Below are 21,230 nucleotides of genomic sequence, written 5' to 3'. Positions count from 1 at the left end.
CATGTGAGCTCGTAGTTAGTTTACAACACCAAAAGGACTACTAACTACGGAAAGAAGGAATAACGATGAGGAACATCCAAAGTCGACAAATTATTAAAGAAGTTTTTATGGTTTTAATCGGTTCATTTATATTAGCAGCAGCGCTATATCACATTCACTTCCAAAACCACTTAACAGAAGGTGGCTTTGTAGGTATTGCACTATTTATCCAAAATTTTTATGATATTTCACCATCTATTTCAACTGTAGTAATGGATATCCCTATTATTTTACTATGTGCTTCATTTTTAGGTAGAAAAATGGTTGGCTATTCATTCTTAGGTTCACTTTCATTTGGAGTATTTTATTCCCTTATGGAAAATTATTCTCCTTTTACGGTAGATTTATCAAATAATTTATTTGTAGCTGCAGTAGTTGGCGGTGCGTTAGCTGGTATTGGACTCGGTTTTATATTGCGATTTGGCGGTGCAACCGGTGGAGACGATATTTTAACAATTATATTAAGTAAACGAACTCGGTTTACAATTGGGCAAATTTTCTTCGTCTTTGACGCGATTGTTCTTGCGCTTTCATTATATTATTTAAATTGGACAGAAATTGCTTTTACTATTCTTTCGATTGCCGTACAGGCAAAAACATTGGATTTAATTTACTATCCAAAAACAGAAAAGAAAGCAGCAAAGCAACCCGTTTCTATTCCAATATCCAAAAAACATGCGACAAACTAAAAAGCGAAAGGCTTCGGCCTCTCGCTTTTTTTCATGCTCTCTTTTCTTTTTCTAATATGTAGCGTACTTGATAAAACTTATTTGCAAATTCAGTAACATTCCTCGTTAAGCGATAGTTCACTGTAGAGCCAATCGCCATTCCGAGTACAGGAATGCCTTGGAATACTTTACGACGAAGAGCATAAATCGAAAACGTCTTCAAAATTTGTTTTAACACAACCTCAGTAGAAGCTGGCTTTAATACTGCTTCGTCTCCTTCATAGAAGAATGAATCCTCTTGTTCGAGTTCTCTCAGTAAATTGTACCATGCATATTGCTGAAGTCTCGCCGGCAATAATGCTGCATGGAATACCTTTAACGCAAGCATCATTTCATACGGCTTGTTCACATCATGCCCAAATGATGTCGCAACAAGTTGGACAGCCTTCACATTTAACGCAATCATAACCGGAAAATCAGCCGTTAATAATAATAAACCACCAGCACCTGTTGCTCCGCCTTGTACGAATGAATATAGACGATGACGTGCTGTTTGCTGCTCTGCTATGTATGTTAATTGATCAATAGATAACGCCTTCAAATCTTCAAGTTGCTCAATTGATTCATCAAATAATCTCGATGTTCCTAAAATGCGATTACGTGCATCTAACTGTGATTGTGAACTTTGAATAAGTGCATGCAAATGAAAGAGCCATCCATCTGCTTTCGTAAAGAAATCTTTTCGTTTTTTCTCAGGCAATTTCGCAATTGTAGTATGTACCCATTTATCAAACATTTTTTGAAAATCGGTCGCTTCTTGCTCAACTAATTGCGATTCCCATTCTTTTATATTGTCTAAAATGGCTTGTTCTCGCTTCGATCGCATCGCAACAACCACCTCGTTCGATTTTTTTCTATTGTAACATATTTCCGCTTGTTCTTTGCAAATATGCTTGTCTATCTTTATTCACATACCATTTTTTAGTGACATAAAATATTAGCAAAAAGGATGAGATGAATCACATGAATCTATCCAATATAAAAAAAGAATATAATGCAGTATTCAGCTTAGGACAAAACTGCTGGCCTGCTTGGGCTTTATATCAATTCGAATTATCACCATTTTTTGGTGTTATCGATTTTATGCTAAGCCCTTCATTAGAAAAAGTGAATTTATTATTACAAAATCGATTTGACCGTTTTTTACAGTTCGAAAACTTATCCTTCATCTCATTTTGGGATGATGATGCGAAATTAAGACTCCGTGACAACCTATATGAAATCGACTCCTGTCACGACTTTAAAACAGATGTAAACACACCAACATCCTGGCCTTCTTATACAGAAATTAAGTTAAACTATGAGCATCGAATTAATCGTTTTCTAACTACAATCGAAACGGCAGAATCCACATTGTTTATTCGGACGGGAGGAACATACGAAGAAGCACGTTCCTTGGAACAAATTTTATCTCAAATAGTTAAACATACATTCTCTGTCCTATTACTCATTCCTGAAGATGTACCAACTATCGCCCAAGAAGATTGGGGATTACAAAACATTTGTGTTATAAAATGCCCTATTATGGATGTATATCAGTACAATGAAGCATTTTGGAATGACTTATTTGATGGAATCACGATTCGGCCAAACGCTTAAATACACGTCACCTTTTATCACACCCTGCCTTATAATCATCCTTATACAAAATAAATAAGGAGTGATTATATATGTATCCACGTGCAAAAGCTTTTGGCATTGCTATACATCACGGTCGCCTTCTCGTACAAGAATATCATACAGGCGATGAAACATATTACCGACCTCTTGGCGGATCAATTGAACTTGGTGAAAAATCAGCACATACTGTTATTCGCGAATTTCAAGAAGAGCTTCACACAGAAGTGGAAATCACCAATTATTTAGGCTGCTTAGAAAATATCTTTCATCTTGATGGAGAAATTGGTCATGAAATCATTCAGCTATATTCTTTACGCTTATTAGACACATCACTATATGAAATGGAAAAAATGAATATACAAGATGAGCAAACCGTATCGTATGCGAAATGGATTCCCATTACAGCTTTCATTCAGAAGGAAAAAGTGCTATATCCAGATGGAATTTTAAACTATATCCAAAAGAAAAAAGACGAAATCCTATAGGATCTCGTCTTTTTTATATAGTATATTAACCAATATCTCCAAGACGTAATACGTCACGAGCAATCATAACTTCTTCGTCAGTTGGAATTACGATAATTTTTACTGGAGAGTGTGGGAAGCTAATGAATGCTTCTTCACCGAATACGTTATTGCGTTTTACGTCGAAGTATACGCCCATGTACTCAAGGCCTTCTAATACGCGCTCACGAATAATTGCACTGTTTTCACCTACACCAGCTGTAAAGATGATAGCGTCAACGCCTTTCATACGAGCTGTGTAAGAACCGATGTATTTATGGATACGGCTCACGAACACGTCAAGTGCTACTTTCGCACGGTGGTCGCCTTCTTCTTCTTTCGCAATGATGTCACGTAGGTCACTAGAGTAACCAGTAAGACCTAACATACCACTCTTCTTGTTTAATACGCTAACTACTTCTTCTACAGTTTGGCCTGTTTTTTCCATGATGTATGGAATTAACGCAGGGTCAATGTTACCAGAACGTGTACCCATTGTTACACCAGCAAGTGGAGTGAAGCCCATAGAAGTATCGATAGACTTACCGCCTTCTACTGCTGCGATACTTGCACCGTTACCTAAGTGACAAGAAAGTAGGCTTAAGCTTTCAATTGGACGACCTAATAATTCAGCCGCACGCTCAGTTACATATTTATGAGAAGTTCCGTGGAAACCGTATTTACGGATGCCAAATTTCTCATAGTACTCATATGGTAAGCTGTATAGGAATGCAGATTCCGGCATTGTTTGGTGGAATGCTGTATCGAATACTGCTACTGCTGGTACGTTTGGTAGTACTTCTTGGAATGCTTTAATACCAACAAGGTTTGCTGGGTTGTGAAGTGGTGCTAAATCGCTTAATTCTTCGATATCAGCTAATACTTCAGCATCAATTAAAACAGAATCAGCAAATTTTTCGCCGCCGTGTACAACACGGTGACCGATACCGCCAATCTCATCAAGAGATTTTACGATTCCGTTTTCAGTTAATTTCTTAAGAAGCATGTTAACTGCTACTGCATGATCTGGGATGTTTGTAATTTCTTTTTGTTTTTCGCCATCTACAGTAATAGTGAAGATACTATCTTCTAAACCGATACGTTCTACTAAACCTTTTGTTAATACTGTTTCACTTGGCATTTCAAATAATTGGAACTTTAAGGAAGAGCTTCCTGCGTTAATCGCGATGATTTTTGACATCTAGTCTTTCGCCCCTTTTTCTCTTGGTAGTTGTGTGGATCATTCCACAAACCGCTCGATTTTATCTAATTAAATTCACTCATTATGAAAACGTTTCATCATTAGTAAATTTTATACTCACGATTTTAATTTAAACATCGTCCGACATATATTTCAAGTGAAAAAATTATAACACCAAGAAAAAAAATATATTACAGATTTCAAAAAAATTCAGTTAAATCTTGTATATATTAAAAAACATTACATATCCTATAAAACTGTACTACATTAATTACTAACCCTGTTACATATATATCTTATTATTTATGTGTTGCAAACCAAGTATTCAATTGATCCATAATGTTCTCCATAGCCTTCATGTTAGAGAATTTAGGTAATTCCACTAGTAGTGCCTGTTTCGGCATTGTTACACCTTGACCTTTCTTTTGGAGAACAAATATACTTTTTGCATTTTTCTCGTTTTTAAACATGGAAACAGGAAGCTGTAATAATCCTTGAATAAAGCATGTCTCTTTAATGAATGCATGTAGCTTTGGCGCTTGATCACTTTCAAAAATGAAGTTTGGTACTAAGAAGAATAAATACCCGCCTTCTTTCGTATGTTTCACACTTTGTTCAATAAATAAGTGATGTGCATATGACATTCCTTCATCTGCTTTTAATGTATATTCACTTGCAACAATTTCATTTGGATAATAACCAATTGGTAAATCTGAAACGACTGCATCAACTGGATCAATATAAAGTGGTGCTAGTCCATCTTGGTGGAAGAATTCGATTGCATGCTTTTGTAAATTTGCATTTACTAAAGCAAGTTTAATTAACACCTCATCCACTTCTACACCAAATCCACTCATTGTTAGTTCTTCTTTGGCGCTATTAAACAATGTAGTCATTAAGTTACCAGTTCCAATTGCAGGGTCTAAAACAGTAATTTCTTTTTGACCTTGCATAAATTTATGGAATAAGTAGCTCATGAACATTCCAACTGCATCTGGCGTCATTTCGTGATTCGCTTGTACGCCCTCTTTCATTCCTTTTAAAATGGCTAGCTGAAATGCTTTACGAATTTCTTCCCCTTTATATGTTTCTTCATTAAACGTACTATATTCACGATTCAACCTTTCAATTGTTGATTCGGATAATTCCTCTTGTAAAATCGCTCCTTCAAACAAGTTATCACCTGTTTCTACAAGCGCCTCTAAATATGTTACATCTAATTCTTTACGTAAAACTACCGTAGAAGAATCAAAAATAGAAAATAATGTTTCTACTGCCTGACTCACGTACATTCCTCCTTCTCTCTTTTACACATAACTTATATCATACCATAATCTAAATTTTTCCCAAAAGAAAAAGCGACCTCTTGCAAAGAGCTCCCCTTCAAGTTGTTTATGATGTAACGTCTTTTCTCATATATTGGTTCGGTTAACAATACATGAGAAAAGACGACCTCTTCTAAAGTAAAACTTTAATGAGAGGTCGTCTTCATTTACATTACTTCGCAGATTTAGCTGCTTCTAATGCTGCTTCATAGTTTGGATGGCTTGTACCTTCGCCTACGTATTCTGCGTAAACTACTTTGTCATTGCTATCTACTACGAATACTGCACGAGCAAGTAAACGAAGTTCTTTCATTACTAAGCCGTAAGCTTCACCGAATGAAAGGTCACGGTGATCAGAAAGTGTTACAACATTTTCTAAACCGTTTGCTGCACACCAGCGTTTTTGAGCGAATGGTAAATCAGCGCTAATTGTTAATACTTTCGCGTTTTCAATACCTGCTGCATCTTCGTTAAAACGACGAGTTTGTGCATCACATACACCTGTGTCGATTGAAGGTACAACACTAATTAATTTCACTTCACCTTTGTATGTTTCTAAACTTACTGGAGATAAGTCATTTGCTAATACTTGGAAGTTAGGCGCTTGATCGCCAACTTTAACTTCTGTTCCAACTAAAGTCATTGGGTTACCTTTAAAAGTTACATTTGCCACTTAAAAATCCTCCCTTATTTTAAACAAAATATGTACAATGTAAATGATAGTTTGTCCCTATCGATAATGCAAATAAAATCGCTTTATTTACAAAAAAATTAAAGAAGCTAATCCACTGATCAGCTTCTTTATTCGTTAAATTTGAAATTCAGGATCATCTTCTTTTCGTTTATCCATCATTTCTTTCACTTTATCAACAGCTTGTGGCGCTAATTCAATTATTTTATCGATGACGTGTGTTTGCTTATCTAAGTGTAATACTTTCACACCTTCTCCATTTATAACAAGAAAGGCAACAGGATTAATAGAAACTCCTCCACCACTTCCCCCGCCAAATGGATGACGGCCTGAATGTTCTACTTTACCAAATTCACTTCCACCAGCAGCAAATCCAAAACTGACTTTCGAAACTGTAAGAATTACACTTCCATCTGCCGCTTTAATTGGGTCACCAACAATTGTATTTACATCAGTCATTTGTTTTAAATGCTGCATTGCGGTTGTCATTAAACCTTGAATTGGATGGTCCATTCTATATCCCCCCTATGCTTGAACAGATTTTTCTGTCATACCAGATTTTTGCTTTCTCATAAACATGAGTAATTTTATCGCTGTTTTTACAGTACGGAATATACGAAAAGATGCTGTTAACTCGCATCTTGATGCAAATCCCTTTCCTTGAAAAACAGGAGTAATTTCAAATTCTGGTACGTCGACAATATGCATATATTGTCCTACAACTCCAGCAGCCATTCCTTTTGTCCCCCATGCATATCCAGTGACAATTCCAGTACTAGCCGCGTCGCCTGCTCCAATTTGCGTATGCCATTTCCAACCATTGATTTTCACTCTTTTGAGAAAATCTTTAACAATAGTATGAACGTCTTGAAGCTTTTTTATCAGTTCCCCTATACTATCGAGTTGTGCCATAATTTTATTATCTATTCCGCCGTCCTCTTCAGCTTTTTTAATTTTTTGTCCTGTCTTCTTCTGCTGTTTTTCAATTCTTTCCAATACATCAAACGTATATCGAATCATCCATATTTTCACTTGAAACAAACATTGTTTTTCCATTTCTGAATATAAAAACGTCACCTTAAGCGATATTTTCGATAATAGTATAAGCAAAATAAAAAGTAGAAGAATTATCATTCCAATTACGAGCCACTTCATTCGTACCATCCTTTCACTCCATACCCATTATCGACAAGTTTATTCATCATTAAACAGACTTTGATAAAATTGAATATAAAAATTTTTCTAAAAATAAAAAGGAATTTTGACAATTTATATCGAAATATACTATTTGAACATATCATCCAGAAACATACTCTGACGATATGTAGCACTAAGACTAGAAAATTTAACTGCAGTGGAGGGATACATAATGGCAAATCGTCGCAATTTATTTTTCTTTTATGGTGATGACAAAGTAACGCTCGTTGAAAAAATGAAACCAGTATATCGTATTTTAGAGGAGAATGGATTTACCATATTAGATCATCCAAAAAATGCAAACGCTATCGTCAGCGTTGGAGATGATGGGACTTTCTTACAAGCCGTTCGTAAAACCGGCTTTAGAGAAGATTGCTTATACGCAGGTATTTCTACGAAAGATGAAATTTCTTTCTACTGCGATTTCCACATCGATCACGTTGATACAGCCCTTCAAGAAATTACAAAAAACGAAATTGAAGTGCGAAAATATCCAACAATTAAAGTAGATGTAGATCACGGTACATCTTTCCATTGTTTAAATGAATTCACATTACGCTCTAGTATCATTAAAACATTTGTCGTAGATGTACACGTCGACAATTTACATTTCGAAACCTTTAGAGGTGATGGATTAGTTATCTCCACACCAACAGGAAGTACCGCTTACAATAAATCATTACATGGTGCAGTTGTCGATCCACTTATCCCATGTTTCCAAGTAAGCGAACTAGCATCTTTAAATAACAACACATACCGTACACTCGGGTCACCGTTCCTTTTAAATCACGAGCGTACGTTAACTTTAACACTTAAACCAGATGGAAATGATTATCCTGTTATCGGAATGGATAACGAAGCACTTAGCATTAAACAAGTGGAAAAAGCCGTTGTTCGTTTAAGCGATAAACAAATTAAAACTGTTAAATTAAAAAACAACTCTTTCTGGGAAAAAGTACAGAGAACGTTTTTATAGTAATCAAAAAACCCTCGAATTATGGAATTTCCATAATTCGAGGGTTTTTTATTTATCAAATGCAACTTGACGCTGTTTCACAAAACATTTTGGAACAGGACAACAGTATATGAAATTATATCAACGATTTTACCCAAAATATCAATTTACCGACATCATCAACCTATCTAAAAAGAGGAAGCAGCACCAAAATGTATTTTCGGAGCCGCTCCCTCAAATTTTTAGACGTCTTTTCTATAAACAATCTTCCCATCAATGACGGTCATTTCTGCCTGTACTTCTTTTATTTCTTCCGCCTCAATTTCAAAAATATTGCGGTCTAATATCGTAAAGTCTGCTTCATATCCTTTTGTAATTTGTCCTCGCTTTCCTTCTTTTCCAATTGCATACGCACTTCCTGTTGTAAATAAAGAAACAGCCTCATATACCGTTAATCTTTCTTCTGGGATATAACATACACCATCAATAAAACTTCTACGTGTAACAGCACTATATATACCTAAAAACGGATTCACTTGTTCAATTGGAGCATCAGAGCCTCCATTACAGTGTAATCCTGCATCCAGTAACGTCTTCCAAGCATACGCATAACGAAGACGATGGTCTCCTAGTTTTTCAATCACTGATGGAAAATCCGATGAAACAAAGACTGGTTGAATATCAATAATAGCTGGCAATTGTTTCATTCTTTCAATCAACTCTTCACGAGCTAGCTGACAATGAATAATACGGTCACGTAATCCTTCTGCTGGTGGATGTAATTCAAGCGCATCAATGACATATTCAAGCGATAAATCACCAATTGTATGAATCGCAACTGGCATATGTAAATCTCGTGCTTTTTTCACTAAACCTGCAAGCTCTTCACGTGAGAAAATGGCAACTCCATTTGTTTCCTTCGCATCTTCATACGGTTCACTTAATAAAGCTGTTCTTCCGCCAAAAGAGCCGTCAGAAAAAATTTTCATCGCACCAAATTCAATATAGTGCTCATTTTCATATTCTTTTCGTTCATTCGCTACTTCATGGTGAACGAGTAAATGCGCTTTAAACCGCATTTCTTTTATAACGTGTGAAAACGCATTGTACGTTTTTTGAAAGCCGCCATAATAATTTAAGTCTTCCGTATGTCCGCCAACGAGTCCGTATTGCCAGCAGTCTGAAATCGCCGTTTGCAGCGCACTTTGCAAATACACTCCATCTATTTCGGGCTGAACATGTTTAATTAACTCTTGTCCTTGCTCATATAAAAGTCCTGTTAAATTATTTGACGCATCACGGCCAATTTTCCCGCCCTTTGGATCTTGCGTCGCTTCTCTTATGTTCGCTTCTTGCAATATGTATGAATTCACCCATGTCACGTGACGACAAACACGCTTTAATAAAATCGGATGTTCTTTAGAGATTTCATCTAAATCACGTACATGAACTTGTTTTGTATCTGTAAAATTATTTTCATTCCATCCTTCTCCGATAATCCAAGATCCTTTTGGCGCTTCTTCTACGCGCTTCTGAACAAGAGTAAGTACTTCGCTATAAAATTTGCAATTTGATAGATCTAGACGAAGTAACCTCTCCCCATGCCCAATAAGATGCATATGGCTATCAACCAGCCCTGGAATCATCGTTTTCCCTTTTAAGTCATATAACTTCACTTCTGAATATCGGTTTTCTAACTCTTCTTTATTCCCTATATCAACAATGACGCCATTTTCAACGTAAGTAGCTTCTACTTTTTCATTCTCTTCTCGCATAGTGTAAATGGTGCCGCCATACCAAATTTCTCCCATATACTCATCCCCCTTTTCCCTTTAGTCTACGAAATTCATTCGTATAAAAAAAGCACCATTTCGATTAAAAATGGTACTTTTCCAAAAATTAATTTTGTTCAGTAGGATTCGTTGTAATTTGCCATTCAATGCTAAATTTATCTTTTACTTGTCCGTAAGCTGGGCTCCAGAAAGTTTCTTGAAGTGGCATAATAACTTCTCCACCTTCTTGTAACTTATCGAATACTTCTTTCGCTTTTTCTGCATTACTAATTCGAACTGCAATTGTCACTTGAGATCCAATCGTATGCCCCTGACCTGGGAATGTATCAGAAATCATAAGTTCCGTATTACCAATTTTCAAATGAGCATGTGCAACGCGCTCTTTCGCTTCAGCTGGAATTGGGTATTCTGGATTTTCAGGCATCTCACCAAAAGTTTGCATTACTTCTACTTTTGCGTCTAACGCCTCTTTATAAAGCTGTACAGCCTCTTGCCCACCACCATCTAAAACTAAGTACGGATTAATACCTAAAATCATACGGACACCTCTTTTTTTAATTTATAAAATCGAACTTATGTTCGTTTTTATAATATCATACATTTAACATTTCATTCAACTATTTACTTCACTATTTTCAAAATTATTTTGAAGGCAGCTCCATCTCTTGTTTTCTAAGTTCAATACGGCGAATTTTTCCGGAAATCGTTTTTGGTAGTTCATCTACAAATTCAATTTTGCGAGGGTATTTATATGGTGCAGTCAATTCTTTGACGTGTTGTTGGAGCACTGGAATTAATGTTTCTTCGTTCTTGTCTATATTCTCTCTTAATACGATAAATGCCTTCACGACACTTCCGCGAATTTCATCAGGGCTTGCGACAACCGCACATTCTCTTACATATGGATGTTTTACAAGTGCATCTTCGACTTCAAACGGTCCAATTGTATAACCAGAGCTAATAATAATATCATCACCGCGACCTTCAAACCAAAAATAGCCTTCTTCATCTTTTTTCGCTTTATCACCGGTAATATAATAATCACCGCGGAATTGCATCGCTGTGCGCTCATCGTCTTTATAATATTGTTTAAAGAGTGCTGGTGTTTCAATGTGAACTGCAATATCACCAACTTCTCCTACCTGTACAGGAGTTCCTTCTTCATTTACGATATCAACATGGTTTCCTGGCGTCGGTTTTCCCATTGATCCTGGTCTAATGTCCATCCCTTTCATTATCCCAACGAGTAATGTGTTTTCCGTTTGCCCATAACCGTCTCTTACCGTAATATCAAAATGCCTTTGGAACGTTTCAATAACTTCCCTGTTTAACGGCTCACCAGCTGATACAGCGCTATGTAACGCTTCTAAATTGTACTCACTTAAATTTTCTACCTTTGCCATTAATCTATACTCAGTCGGCGTACAACAAAGCACATTCACCTTATTATCGCCTAATAAATTTAAATACGTTTTTGGTTCAAACTTACCATTGTATACAAATCCTGTTGCACCTGAACCGAGAGTCGCTACAAACGGGCTCCAAATCCATTTTTGCCAACCTGGACTAGCCGTTGCCCATACAACATCTTCTTCTTCGATTCCGAGCCAGTTCGGGGCGCTTGTACGTAAATGAGCGTATGCCCATGCATGCGTATGAACAACTCCTTTTGGATTTCCTGTCGTCCCTGACGTATAAGATAAAAAGACCATATCTTCTTTATCCGTCTTCGCCATTTCTAACGTATCACTTTCCGTTTCTAATGCTGTTTTTAAATTCGTCCATCCATCTACTGAACGCTCGCTCAAAACGAATTTTTGAAGAGATTCCACCGCTTCTACGCCGTCGAATTGTCCAATATACGGTTCGTAACTTACAATTGCTTTCACTTCTCCGTGCCCAATACGGTACTCAATATCTTTTTTACGCAACATTTCTGAGCTTGGAATAACGACAAATCCTGCTTTAATTGCAGCAATATACGTCATGTAAGCTTCAATTAAGCGCGGCATCATAATAAGGAGCTTGTCCCCTTTTTGTAAGCCACTTTTTATAAAAGCGTTTCCAATTTTATTCGCACCTTGCATTAATTCAAAATATGTAATCTCTCGTCTATTCCCTTTATCATCTTGCCAAATTAAAGCAAGCTTCTCTTTATCACTCGTATATTTCTCTATTTCCGAAACTAAATTATAAGACGGCGGCGCTAACAATTCCTCTCTCTTCATATAACATCCTCCTTTATTTCTATGCCTCCCTTATATAATAAAGAATTTTCAGTAAATTTTGAACCCTCTTCTTTTGACAATTTTTTTATATTTATGTCGAAATGATGTATGAATGTATAGCGACGTTGTTTTTAACATAACGATTCATCGGCAAATAACGACGAAAACGACAAAAAGAAAGAGCGGGAGAACCCGCTCTTTCTAAGCCATCGTATATGGGATTATTTTTGGTAACCGCCTAATTGTTGCTCAGCTAGTGAAACTAGACGTTTAGTAATTTCGCCACCAACAGATCCGTTAGCGCGAGATGTTGCATCAGCTCCAAGTTGAACACCAAACTCTTGAGCGATTTCGTATTTCATTTGATCTAATGCTGCTTGAGCACCAGATACTGCTAATTTATTTGTGCTTGCCATGTTGTATCACCTCCTTGTGAGTATAGAGTGTGATAAACAACATGACTTCATGCACATTTGAATGTGGTAATTTATGGGTTTAGAAAAGTTCTTCGAATTTTTCTTCTTCAGCCACTACTTCTACTGTTTGTAATACCATTGTTTCTTTGTTCGCTACAGCCTCTTCAATTAACGGCGCAAAATCGTACTTCGCTTCAAAACGATTTGCTTTCTCACGCTTCGGTTTCGTCGATGGACTTGCTGGTGTAAATACTGTACAGCAGTCTTCATATGGACGAATTGAAATATCATACGTTCCAATTTCTTTTGCAATTTTAATAATTTCTAATTTATCCATCGTAATAAGCGGGCGAATAACAGGATAGTTTGTCACTTCGTTAATCGTATGCATACTATCTAACGTTTGGCTCGCTACTTGTCCAAGACTTTCACCAGTCGTAATTGCAAGTGCATTACGCTCCTCTGCAATACGCTCTGTAATACGCATCATCATACGACGCATAACTGTCATAGAATAGCTAGATGGAATTTCTTTATTAATCGTTTTTTGCACTTCAGTAAATGGAACAAGGTGAAGTGTTACACGTTTACAGTATTTCGTTAACTCTTGTGCTAAATCGATTACTTTTTGTTTCGCGCGCTCGCTTGTGAAAGGTGGACTATGGAAGTGAACTGCTTCCACAGATACGCCGCGTTTCATCGTTAAGTAAGTTGCTACCGGGCTATCGATACCACCAGAAAGAAGTACCATTACTTTTCCGCCAACACCAACTGGTAAACCGCCAGCTCCCATGTGCTCACCACACATAATATAGCTGTAACCACTGCGAATTTCTATACGTACATTCACATCTGGATTATGAACATCTACTGTGATATCCTCTGTATTTTCTAAAATGTGCCCACCGATTTCTGGAAGTAACTCCATCGTCTTCATTGGGAAGCGCTTATCAGAGCGGTGCACTGTAATTTTAAATGTTTTCACATCACCTTTTACTTGTAAGAAAGCTGCTAATGCACCTTTTTTAATATCTTCTAATTCTGATGGTACTTTCATTGCTAAGTTAAACTTATGAATACCAAATACATCTTTCAATCTTTCAGAAATTGCTTCATGGTCTTCACCATTTAACTGAATGTACATACGATCATGTGTTGCATCAATTTTAATGTTTGGGAATTTTTTTAATTTGAATTTCACATTATCTTTTAACGTACTTACAAACTTAGAACGGTTCTTTCCTTTTGTCGTCATTTCTCCATAACGAACTAAAATATATTCATATGTCATCATATTTCTTTACCTCATCACTTCATATAATTTTGGCATCGTCTCTTTAACAATACCTTCAAATTGTTTTACTTCTTCCATCGTGTTGTCTGGTGCTAGACTAATGCGAATCGCACTTGTAGCTGCGGCGTGCGGTACTCCCATTGCCACTAGTACTCTGCTCACTTCATTTGCTTTTGAAGAACAAGCAGACTTCGTCGATACATATACACCATGCTCTTCTAAAGCATGAACGACTACTTCTGGTTTTAAACCGACAAATGATACATTTAAAATGTGCGGTGCCGCATATTCAAGTGATGTATTAATCGTTACAGTTTCCATCTCTTTAAAGAAACGGACCAGCTCTGTTTGTAAATTTTGCAAATGAACTATCTTTTCTTTCACTTGTTCCATCGTCATACGAAGTGCTTTCACCATCGCTACAATACCAGGTAAATTTTCTGTACCTGAACGATACTTGAGCTCTTGTTGACCACCTGATAAGATTGGATCTAATCTTACACCATCACGTACGTAAAGAAGACCTGTCCCCTTTACGCTATGAAATTTATGTCCAGATATTGAACAAAGGTCAATATGAGAAGCGTATAAATCAAGTGGTACTTTTCCTATCCCTTGTACATGGTCCACGTGGAATCTTATTTTCGGATAGTTCGTTAATAATGCTCCAATTTCAGTAACGGGCTGAATCGCTCCAGTCTCGTTGTTCACGTGAATAATTGACACAAGAATCGTATCTTCACGAAGTGCTCGTTTTACATCTTCTACCGATACAACACCGTGCTCGTTAACCGGTAAATACGTTACATCAAAACCGAGATCTTCTAATTGTTTATATGCTTCAAACACAGACGCGTGTTCAATATTTGTTGTAATGATATGTTTGCCGCGCGAACGATTCCTCATCGCTATCCCTTTAATCGCAAGGTTATTCCCTTCCGTTCCACCTGATGTGAAAATAATTTCAGCAGGTTTAACGTGAAGGAGCTGTGCCGCAATCGTTCTCGATTGTGTTAATAGACGCTCTGCCTCTCCTCCAAGCGAATGAATAGAAGAAGGATTACCAAAATATTTCCCTGCAACCGTTACGTACGATTGAAGCGCTTCTGGATATGGCTTCGTCGTCGCACTATTATCAAAATAGATCATCGTTCTTCCCCTTTCAGCGCTATCACATCATATAATCATATCACAAATACGTGTAATTACGCTAAGACTACTCAAAGGTTCCGTTTTTATATAAAAGTGTACATTTTCCCCGGCCATTTGCAGGCATACTGAGTGGTGAAGATTAATAATCAGTGGTGGATGAAACCCCATCACTTATGGTTTCACTTTATTTTGAAACGAACAACCTTACTGTATTCCGCTATTCATTATAGCAACATCGACTTCAAAATTACACAAAAAAACAAACCCTTTATTAAAGGGTTTGCTCATTGTCTACATATTCAGCTATTTTTTGAACAACACCAGGTTCAAGTTGCTCTAATATAGAAGCCGCTTGTTCTAAAGCTGCATCGTATTGATATTCACGGAATAATTTCTCCGCATAATTTAAGCTTTCTGCAAGATTCTCATCATGACTGCGGTATCGGTTACCGTATTGAATTAGTTTTTCCACTAAATAAGCTTGTCCAATTAATTCTTCTGTCATTTCAGATACACCATTCACAACTGTGTATGCTTCTTCTAAACTGCTATTTACAGTATTCATATTTAACGGCTTTACTTCTAATTGCTCATATACAGCTTGCATCGCCATTTGCCCTTTTTGTAAATCTTCCATAATACTCTCTGGAAGACCTGGTAAATTCGACTTTTGCATAAAACGTTTCGTCTCAAAAATTGTATTTCGCATTTCTTGTAACTTCTCACGTGCTTCAAATTCTTCTTTGCGCATCGTTTGCAGCATTTCTTTATATTCTGCATGAAGTACTTTTAAAGTTTCACATTGCTCATAAACCTCTTCTAGTTCCTCACGAATAATAGAGAATGCAATATCTTGTTCAGCAACGCGTATTTGTAACACTTCAAAACGTTTCATTAAAATATGCATTTGCTTTTCAATTACTTTTTGTGACTCAATATCTTTGTCTTGTAATTGATAACTTTGTTTCACAAGTTGTGTTTCTATTTTCGTTTCAATTGTTTCTGTACGAATTTCTTCTAAATCTTCATAAACAGACAGTGTTTTTTGCTCCACATAATGTTTCGCATGCACTTCTTGTTCAAGTTGATCATAAAAACTGTCTAAACGAGTTTTTAAGTTCTCTACTTTTTCTGCTGCTTCTGTTATATGAAGTTCCTGTATATCCATTAAACATGTGTGTAGTTGTGTCGTCATATCGCGGACTTCTTTAGGGATTTCCAAATACTCTAATACATAGCCTTGTCTTATCATATCATCATGGCCTTGTAATAAATCTTCCAGCTGAACTGGTAATGTCGCTTGACACTCTACCAATAAATCCGGAATTTGATGAATAACGATTTCTAAACTTGCTAAACCTTCTTCTAAACTAATAACAATTTCTCTCGCTTTTAAATAATCACCATTATCTGTTGCCTCTTCAAAAGTTTTGAACTTCTCGGATTCAACATCTAACATCTCTTCAATTTTTTGCTCAGCTGCTCCATACATGTGTCGATGAGCAAGAACGCTCTTTTTCATACTACGATATGTATCACGTAACCCTTCAATTTCCGCGCTATTTTTCTCATGGCTTTCTAACAGTTGCTGTAATTCATTTAAAATGTCTGTAATACGATTATCAGCGTCATCTAAACCACTTATGGATTCTTTCATCGCATGCTTTGCTTTGCGGAAGGAGAATTGCGAGGCGAATTTTCGCGCTTGCCCTAAATCTTTTTCAGCTTTCGGAAGAGTTGTTGATACAATTTCATCCCACTCTTCACGCCATTTACCAAACAGCTCTTCCGTTTGACCTGTCATATTTAAATCTTTTACCCGCTTTAGTTCATCTGCCACAGGTTTATCTTTTATCTCTTGTTTCCACTGCTCCAGTGCTTCAATATCTTTATATGAACGATTTCTTATCACAAGCTCTATCATGAGCAGCACTAGAATAGAGCTTACTACAATGATAACGATCGTCAGGATAGAATCCATGCAAAAAAGCCTCCTAGTTATATCTCTTTTTTTGTCCGTTCCGTTTATGAAATGGAAGGCATTATGTATAAAAAGGGAATTCCCCTATATTTAACAACTAACAATGTTCTAATCATACCATGTAATGACGTGTTTTTGACCTAGTTTTTTTTAAAATTTCATGTTTCTTTACATGTGATTGTAATATTTCTTAATATTCCACTTATTCCATTATCCGTCCTCAAATGAATGCAATAAAGGTAAGACTTTTACGGGCAGTTAATGCAGGATAACGAGCTCTCTTTCATATGAGAGACGAAATAAATCTTTCGCATTAGTGGTGGTTCTACAGAAATCGCACGTACGTTACCTTGCATTACGGCTTACTGTAAAGCGGTTTCCGGAAGCAATGTTATACCAAGTCCAGCTCCTACCATCGCAATTATTGGTTTCGCGCCCATACATTGAAACACATTCATAATCATTTTCCTTACATCACATATTTCTGGGTATACAATTAGCTGTTCATTTTGCAACTCTTCCATTCGGATTACCTTTTTCACTCTATACGGATGATCATTTGAAACAGCACAAACGATTTTTTCTTCCCGCATTTCTTATATATATGTAGCGCCTTCTACTACTGAATCGATGAACATCGCTTCAACTTTTCACTCTTTAAATAACTCTATTAATACTTTCATATGCTCAATTTTCCATTCTATTTCATATGTATCCTCTAATAAGTCTTTACACTTTGATATGTAATGAGCCGCTAAACTCGGTACAAATATAATTTCTGTACCGTCACTACATACCGTTATGAGCGTTCGTTTTGAACTCCTTTATATGTCGATTGTTGCGGGGGGTATCACTGTATTTTGCTGGAACACGGGAAATCGATATATTTCATCTATTAACGGCATATTATTTATGAATTTAGTTCCTGTATTTGCACTTATCGGTTCTATGTTTCAAAGTTATACTGTCGATAACATAGAAATTGCCGTTGCCTCATTAACAATTATTGCGCTAGTATGCAACAATTTATGGCAAAGAAAACAACATATAAAAATCCCCACCTCAGTTCGTTAGGTGGGGATTTTTCACATATGAACAGCTCTTGGTAGTTCATAATACATACTCGCTTTATATAATGTTCGTTCCATCCATTGCTCAATTTCCTTCGTATACATTTCTAAGAAAAACGTCTCAGACGGAAATGAGTGTAGCACCTCTGATATATATTGTGGATATAAAAACGGCATATTCATCATGCCTTTTAATTGCGTCATAAACATTGTAAAAGATACCTTTTTAAATTCTTGCTTCATTTGTCCTTGTTTAATGATTTGCTCTATATAATATCTTTCTCTAGAAAAATAGACGGTCATCACTTCACGAATTAATGTCGTATCAAGCGAAAGCTCTCTATAAAAAAAACGTGTCAGTTCTCTATTATCAAATTGATATCGTAAAATCCCGCGCACCATTTGCACCATCACATCTTTAGCCGATAAATATTCTCTCTGTTCAAATGACGTTTCAATTACGTGAATATATCCTTCTAAAAAATCAGTAATAAGCTGTTCTAATAACCCTTGCTTTCCAGCAAAATAATATGAAATATTCGCTACATTCACATCCGCTCGCTTTGCAATTTCTCGCACCGACGTTCCATCATAACCTTTCGTGTTAAACAACGATATTGCCGCATCAATTACTTTTTGTTTCGTCTGTTTCATGCGCTCACTTCCTCTCAATGAACAGCTATAGTTTAAATTTCTTGACTTTTAAGACAAATTCCTTTAATTTTCTATCGACAAAGTCATGTGAAATACATCGTATTTTGCTATCGTTTTACATATCTCGCTAAAAAGGGAGTTGTTTCCATGTTTACAAAAGAAAGTTATGCAGGATCTCGTGAAGAGCAATATGAGACAGTAATTAAACAACTGGATGCATTATTAACTGGCGAACCGAACGTAGTCGCAAACTTATCAAATGCGTCCGCACTATTAAATCAATTTTTAGATCGCGTTAATTGGGTTGGCTTTTATGTAACAGAAGGAAATCAACTTGTTCTTGGACCATTCCAAGGGATGCCAGCTTGCGTGCGTATTCCGTTCGGACGTGGTGTTTGCGGCGTTGCAGCTGAAACAAAAACAACGCAACTTGTAGCAGATGTTCACCAATTCCCAGGACATATCGCTTGCGATAGTGCCTCTAATTCTGAAATCGTTGTACCGATTATAAAAGAAGGAAATATCATTGGTGTGCTTGATATTGATAGTCCTGAAAAAAATCGTTTCGATGAAGTAGATCAGCACTATTTAGAAAAGTTTGTGGAAACACTCCTAAAACATATTTAATAAAGAAAAGAGTGAGCTATCGATTACGTACGTAACGTACGAAACCGATAGCTCACTCTTTTTTATCCCGCATTAACGAGCAGTAAATTCGGCGAATACAAGGAAGTTAAGTGGGAGATAACTGCCCGTAAAAGCCCGATTGGTGAGGGCTAATAATCAGCCGGGGATGGACAAAACCCCCACTGATTAAAGTTTCATTTTATTGATTACTAACAGTAGATATCTTCTTTAGTGCCTGTTCTAAATCAGAAACGATATCTTCCCATGATTCTAAGCCGACAGATAGGCGTATTAAATTATCAAAAATACCCATTTCTTTTCTTAGTTCAGCCGGAATAGCTGCATGTGTCATCGTCGCTGGATGCTGAATTAACGTTTCTGTATCACCTAAACTTACGGCAATTGTAATAAAATGGAGGTCATTGATAAACGACTGTGTTTCCTCTTTCACGCCTTTAATTGAAAAAGAAATAACGCCCCCACCTCGTTTCATTTGCCGAGATGCTAATTCTCCCTCCGGATACCAAACACCTTCTACTGCTTCATGATTTTTCAAAAACGATACAATTTTTTCCGCATTATCACAATGACGATCCATTCTTACTGCTAATGTTTTTAATCCACGTAACAATAACCACGCGTCAAACGGTGCCATAATACCTCCGATATCTTTTCGCATCGGACGGATTTTGTCAGCTAACGTTTTCGTTCTACAAATTGTTACACCCGCTACAACATCCCCGTGACCACCAATATATTTTGTCGCACTGTGAACGACGGCGTCACAACCAAGCTCAAGAGGTCTTTGTAAATAAGGTGAACAAAACGTATTATCGACAATAACAAGCAAGTCATTTCGCTTCGCTACCCCGATCACCTTTTCTAAATCAATTAATTTCATCGTTGGATTAATCGGTGTTTCAACGAAAATGAGCTTTGTATTTGGACGAATTTTATTTTCAATATCAGTCTCTGTCTCCATATCACAAAACGAATGAGTAATCATAAATTTCTCTTCTAATACTTCTAAAAAACCGTAAGTACATCCATATAATCCATTTGAACAAATAATATGATCTCCAGCCTTTAGAAAACCGATTAACGTTGCTGAAATGGCTGCCATACCTGAACCGAACGCCAGCGCTTCCTCTCCACCTTCTAAAACAGCCATACGTTCTTCAAATAATTTCACAGTTGGATTCCCAAGCCTTGAATAAATATAAGATGGATCTTCTCCCGCAAAACTCGCTTCTCCTTGCTGTGCTGTCTCAAACGTAAATGTAGAAGTTTGAAATAAAGGTGGTGTTAAACTTCCTTTATGTTCCTCTGATGTATAACCGTGATGAATTAACGCTGTCTCCATATGCTTCTTTTTCATAAAAACATCCCCCTTATGTCTTTATTGCCACATATCCACCAGGAAAAAACTGATGAACGTTTTTACCACATTTTATGTAAGCGTTTTATTTGTGTTTCTATCTTTTCTTTTATATTGTTTTAAATTCCTTCTTGTTAATTTCCAAAATTTATCTGCATAAAACCAAAAGGGAGTCTCTTGACGAAACTGTAAGTAAAAGATATAATAGCGTTTGTGTAAAATAAAAAGGCAGCCTTGTAATGTGAGTTTATCGTTTGTATTTTGTTCCTCTGCGGAGGTGTATCTCGTAACTCCCTGCTGCTGGAGCGAAGGTACATGAAAACAAAATACCCGTAAATATCGATTACGTCTGTTTTTATTTTACGAAAATAAAAACAT

The 21,230-nt window shown here is 36.6% G+C and carries 20 protein-coding genes and 2 pseudogenes; 6 read left to right on the top strand and 16 right to left on the bottom strand.

The features are described 5' to 3' along the window. Window positions 1-65 precede the first annotated feature (65 nt). Complete coding sequence (locus ABH959_RS14370) at window positions 66-728, top strand: YitT family protein (protein WP_002015542.1); 663 nt, start codon at window positions 66-68, stop codon at window positions 726-728. Window positions 729-759: 31 nt separating this feature from the next. Here the strand turns inward: ABH959_RS14370 and ABH959_RS14365 are convergent, their stop codons facing one another. Next, window positions 760-1,593, bottom strand: coding sequence for an EcsC family protein (locus ABH959_RS14365; protein WP_012261818.1), 834 nt, complete (start codon window positions 1,591-1,593; stop codon window positions 760-762). A gap of 137 nt (window positions 1,594-1,730) precedes the next feature. On the opposite strand from ABH959_RS14365, the gene ABH959_RS14360 reads away from it, so the two are divergent. Together ABH959_RS14360 and ABH959_RS14355 are read left to right on the top strand one after the other, a co-directional pair. After that, window positions 1,731-2,366: a DUF1796 family putative cysteine peptidase gene (locus tag ABH959_RS14360; RefSeq protein WP_016092426.1), complete on the top strand. Its 636-nt coding sequence runs from the start codon at window positions 1,731-1,733 to the stop codon at window positions 2,364-2,366. Window positions 2,367-2,437: 71 nt separating this feature from the next. Further along, entirely contained in the window at window positions 2,438-2,872 is a 435-nt protein-coding gene (locus ABH959_RS14355; protein WP_002138624.1) for an NUDIX hydrolase, read from the top strand. Between the two features lie 25 nt (window positions 2,873-2,897). Here ABH959_RS14355 and ackA read toward each other — a convergent pair whose 3' ends face one another. From ackA to ABH959_RS14330, 5 genes are all read right to left on the bottom strand, one after another. Next, the gene (gene ackA / locus ABH959_RS14350; protein WP_404492770.1) at window positions 2,898-4,091 is read right to left on the bottom strand and encodes an acetate kinase; all 1,194 of its coding nucleotides are present in this window, start codon (window positions 4,089-4,091) and stop codon (window positions 2,898-2,900) included. Between the two features lie 299 nt (window positions 4,092-4,390). Then, on the bottom strand, window positions 4,391-5,377 hold the full coding sequence (locus ABH959_RS14345; RefSeq protein WP_002088985.1) for a class I SAM-dependent methyltransferase: 987 nt from the start codon (window positions 5,375-5,377) through the stop codon (window positions 4,391-4,393). Window positions 5,378-5,588: 211 nt separating this feature from the next. Beyond that, window positions 5,589-6,089 (bottom strand): thiol peroxidase, encoded by a 501-nt coding sequence (gene tpx / locus ABH959_RS14340; RefSeq protein ID WP_002015549.1) that lies wholly within the window; start codon window positions 6,087-6,089, stop codon window positions 5,589-5,591. Between the two features lie 135 nt (window positions 6,090-6,224). Then, the gene (gene ytfJ, locus ABH959_RS14335; RefSeq protein WP_000350005.1) at window positions 6,225-6,620 is read right to left on the bottom strand and encodes a GerW family sporulation protein; all 396 of its coding nucleotides are present in this window, start codon (window positions 6,618-6,620) and stop codon (window positions 6,225-6,227) included. A 12-nt stretch (window positions 6,621-6,632) separates the two neighbouring features. Further along, window positions 6,633-7,271 (bottom strand): DUF2953 domain-containing protein, encoded by a 639-nt coding sequence (locus ABH959_RS14330; RefSeq protein ID WP_002129404.1) that lies wholly within the window; start codon window positions 7,269-7,271, stop codon window positions 6,633-6,635. A gap of 205 nt (window positions 7,272-7,476) precedes the next feature. Here ABH959_RS14330 and ABH959_RS14325 point away from each other — a divergent pair, with 205 nt between their 5' ends. Continuing rightward, window positions 7,477-8,280, top strand: coding sequence for an NAD kinase (locus ABH959_RS14325; protein WP_002015552.1), 804 nt, complete (start codon window positions 7,477-7,479; stop codon window positions 8,278-8,280). A gap of 221 nt (window positions 8,281-8,501) precedes the next feature. On the opposite strand, the gene ABH959_RS14320 is transcribed toward ABH959_RS14325, so the two are convergent. The 8 genes and pseudogenes from ABH959_RS14320 to ABH959_RS14285 form a co-directional block, all read right to left on the bottom strand. Further along, window positions 8,502-10,070 (bottom strand): amidohydrolase, encoded by a 1,569-nt coding sequence (locus ABH959_RS14320; protein WP_404492769.1) that lies wholly within the window; start codon window positions 10,068-10,070, stop codon window positions 8,502-8,504. Between the two features lie 88 nt (window positions 10,071-10,158). After that, complete coding sequence (locus ABH959_RS14315) at window positions 10,159-10,590, bottom strand: VOC family protein (RefSeq protein ID WP_003191807.1); 432 nt, start codon at window positions 10,588-10,590, stop codon at window positions 10,159-10,161. A gap of 103 nt (window positions 10,591-10,693) precedes the next feature. Next, on the bottom strand, window positions 10,694-12,280 hold the full coding sequence (gene mbcS, locus ABH959_RS14310) for an acyl-CoA synthetase MbcS (protein WP_002167572.1): 1,587 nt from the start codon (window positions 12,278-12,280) through the stop codon (window positions 10,694-10,696). A 221-nt stretch (window positions 12,281-12,501) separates the two neighbouring features. Beyond that, window positions 12,502-12,696 carry an alpha/beta-type small acid-soluble spore protein gene (locus ABH959_RS14305; RefSeq protein WP_000168891.1) on the bottom strand — a complete coding sequence of 65 codons (195 nt, stop codon included), beginning with the start codon at window positions 12,694-12,696 and terminating at the stop codon, window positions 12,502-12,504. 79 nt (window positions 12,697-12,775) lie between these two features. Further along, window positions 12,776-13,990 (bottom strand): tRNA uracil 4-sulfurtransferase ThiI, encoded by a 1,215-nt coding sequence (gene thiI, locus ABH959_RS14300; RefSeq protein ID WP_002067574.1) that lies wholly within the window; start codon window positions 13,988-13,990, stop codon window positions 12,776-12,778. 6 nt (window positions 13,991-13,996) lie between these two features. Further along, on the bottom strand, window positions 13,997-15,139 hold the full coding sequence (locus ABH959_RS14295; protein WP_113935739.1) for a cysteine desulfurase family protein: 1,143 nt from the start codon (window positions 15,137-15,139) through the stop codon (window positions 13,997-13,999). Between the two features lie 274 nt (window positions 15,140-15,413). Next, window positions 15,414-17,123 (bottom strand): septation ring formation regulator EzrA, encoded by a 1,710-nt coding sequence (gene ezrA / locus ABH959_RS14290; RefSeq protein ID WP_002129414.1) that lies wholly within the window; start codon window positions 17,121-17,123, stop codon window positions 15,414-15,416. A 248-nt stretch (window positions 17,124-17,371) separates the two neighbouring features. Continuing rightward, window positions 17,372-17,890: pseudogene (locus ABH959_RS14285) on the bottom strand (substrate-binding domain-containing protein); the annotation flags it as partial. Between ABH959_RS14285 and ABH959_RS14280 the strand changes: the two are divergent. Beyond that, window positions 17,889-18,197, top strand: a pseudogene (locus ABH959_RS14280) (EamA family transporter); the annotation flags it as partial. The pseudogenes ABH959_RS14285 and ABH959_RS14280 sit on opposite strands and share 2 nt — an antisense overlap. Before the next feature lie 11 nt (window positions 18,198-18,208). On the opposite strand, the gene refZ reads toward ABH959_RS14280, so the two are convergent. Next, complete coding sequence (gene refZ / locus ABH959_RS14275; protein WP_002088994.1) at window positions 18,209-18,847, bottom strand: forespore capture DNA-binding protein RefZ; 639 nt, start codon at window positions 18,845-18,847, stop codon at window positions 18,209-18,211. 147 nt (window positions 18,848-18,994) lie between these two features. On the opposite strand from refZ, the gene ABH959_RS14270 reads away from it, so the two are divergent. Further along, window positions 18,995-19,474: a GAF domain-containing protein gene (locus tag ABH959_RS14270; protein ID WP_002129416.1), complete on the top strand. Its 480-nt coding sequence runs from the start codon at window positions 18,995-18,997 to the stop codon at window positions 19,472-19,474. Between the two features lie 199 nt (window positions 19,475-19,673). Here the strand turns inward: ABH959_RS14270 and megL are convergent, their stop codons facing one another. Then, window positions 19,674-20,852, bottom strand: a complete 1,179-nt coding sequence (gene megL / locus ABH959_RS14265; protein ID WP_215573977.1) for a methionine gamma-lyase — start codon at window positions 20,850-20,852, stop codon at window positions 19,674-19,676. Between the last annotated feature and the right edge of the window lie 378 nt (window positions 20,853-21,230).

Source organism: Bacillus sp. RC51 (genome assembly GCF_044908115.1).
Classification (GTDB): domain Bacteria; phylum Bacillota; class Bacilli; order Bacillales; family Bacillaceae_G; genus Bacillus_A; species Bacillus_A mycoides.
The sequence above is the reverse complement of the archived record's forward strand: the minus strand, read 5'-3'. Positions and strand labels throughout refer to the sequence as shown.

Bases quoted from the DNA above. Each gene is read 5' to 3' on its own strand.
- ABH959_RS14370 (WP_002015542.1), top strand. From the start codon at position 66: ATGAGGAACATCCAAAGTCGACAAATTATTAAAGAAGTTTTTATGGTT.
- ABH959_RS14365 (WP_012261818.1), bottom strand. From the start codon at position 1,593: ATGCGATCGAAGCGAGAACAAGCCATTTTAGACAATATAAAAGAATGG.
- ABH959_RS14360 (WP_016092426.1), top strand. From the start codon at position 1,731: ATGAATCTATCCAATATAAAAAAAGAATATAATGCAGTATTCAGCTTA.
- ABH959_RS14355 (WP_002138624.1), top strand. From the start codon at position 2,438: ATGTATCCACGTGCAAAAGCTTTTGGCATTGCTATACATCACGGTCGC.
- ackA (WP_404492770.1), bottom strand. From the start codon at position 4,091: ATGTCAAAAATCATCGCGATTAACGCAGGAAGCTCTTCCTTAAAGTTC.
- ytfJ (WP_000350005.1), bottom strand. From the start codon at position 6,620: ATGGACCATCCAATTCAAGGTTTAATGACAACCGCAATGCAGCATTTA.
- ABH959_RS14330 (WP_002129404.1), bottom strand. From the start codon at position 7,271: ATGGTACGAATGAAGTGGCTCGTAATTGGAATGATAATTCTTCTACTT.
- ABH959_RS14325 (WP_002015552.1), top strand. From the start codon at position 7,477: ATGGCAAATCGTCGCAATTTATTTTTCTTTTATGGTGATGACAAAGTA.
- ABH959_RS14320 (WP_404492769.1), bottom strand. From the start codon at position 10,070: ATGGGAGAAATTTGGTATGGCGGCACCATTTACACTATGCGAGAAGAG.
- ABH959_RS14315 (WP_003191807.1), bottom strand. From the start codon at position 10,590: ATGATTTTAGGTATTAATCCGTACTTAGTTTTAGATGGTGGTGGGCAA.
- mbcS (WP_002167572.1), bottom strand. From the start codon at position 12,280: ATGAAGAGAGAGGAATTGTTAGCGCCGCCGTCTTATAATTTAGTTTCG.
- ABH959_RS14305 (WP_000168891.1), bottom strand. From the start codon at position 12,696: ATGGCAAGCACAAATAAATTAGCAGTATCTGGTGCTCAAGCAGCATTA.
- thiI (WP_002067574.1), bottom strand. From the start codon at position 13,990: ATGATGACATATGAATATATTTTAGTTCGTTATGGAGAAATGACGACA.
- ABH959_RS14295 (WP_113935739.1), bottom strand. From the start codon at position 15,139: ATGATCTATTTTGATAATAGTGCGACGACGAAGCCATATCCAGAAGCG.
- ezrA (WP_002129414.1), bottom strand. From the start codon at position 17,123: ATGGATTCTATCCTGACGATCGTTATCATTGTAGTAAGCTCTATTCTA.
- refZ (WP_002088994.1), bottom strand. From the start codon at position 18,847: ATGAAACAGACGAAACAAAAAGTAATTGATGCGGCAATATCGTTGTTT.
- ABH959_RS14270 (WP_002129416.1), top strand. From the start codon at position 18,995: ATGTTTACAAAAGAAAGTTATGCAGGATCTCGTGAAGAGCAATATGAG.
- megL (WP_215573977.1), bottom strand. From the start codon at position 20,852: ATGAAAAAGAAGCATATGGAGACAGCGTTAATTCATCACGGTTATACA.